Here is a 560-nt window from a genome sequence, read left to right as displayed (position 1 = left end):
CCCGAATAGTTTTTGAGCCAGTTTTTGGGCCGAGAAAGGCCCACCTCCCGTTCGGGGAAGTGGGCCTCTGAACCTGTTTGCGCAGGTCATGCGGTGAATCCGATCTGCGCGCCTGTAGGGATTCGAACCCCAAACCTTCTGATCCGTAGTCAGATGCTCTATCCGTTGAGCTACAGGCGCTCATCGCTTGCGCGACCGGACGAGAATAGCCGAGGGCGCGGGTCGATGCCGAATCACGACCACCTGTCGTCGTACGCCGGGTGTGGAAGCATGTCGCCATGACCGGCCTGAACCCCGAAGACCGGGAGCTCTTCGAGGACGAAGCAACCAGACTTTACGAGCAGATCCTGGCCGAGGGCGGGCTCGCTGCTGACGACTCCCGGCTGGCCGCTACGACGCGTGTACGACGGGCGTTCGACCTGCTCACCGAGCTCGGACTGCTCCAGCTGGACGAGACCCGGAAGACCTGGCGTCCGGTGGAGCCGAGCAATGCGCAGTCGCGGGTGGTCACGCCCCTCGGCACCGAGGGCGCGCGGCTGATCGACGAGTCGGCGCGCTGG

At 64.5% G+C, this 560-nt stretch carries 1 tRNA gene and 1 pseudogene; one reads left to right on the top strand and one right to left on the bottom strand.

From position 1 onward, the window contains the following. Positions 1 to 107: 107 nt before the first annotated feature. Positions 108 to 180 (bottom strand) — tRNA-Arg (locus ACOADB_RS25505). 98 nt (positions 181 to 278) lie between these two features. Between ACOADB_RS25505 and ACOADB_RS25500 the strand changes: the two are divergent. Continuing rightward, positions 279 to 560 (top strand): annotated as a pseudogene (locus ACOADB_RS25500) (LuxR family transcriptional regulator); the annotation flags it as partial.

The sequence above is a fragment of the Nocardioides sp. CPCC 206348 genome (assembly GCF_048654705.1).
In the GTDB taxonomy this organism is placed as follows: domain Bacteria; phylum Actinomycetota; class Actinomycetes; order Propionibacteriales; family Nocardioidaceae; genus Nocardioides.
The sequence above is the reverse complement of the archived record's forward strand: the minus strand, read 5'-3'. Positions and strand labels throughout refer to the sequence as shown.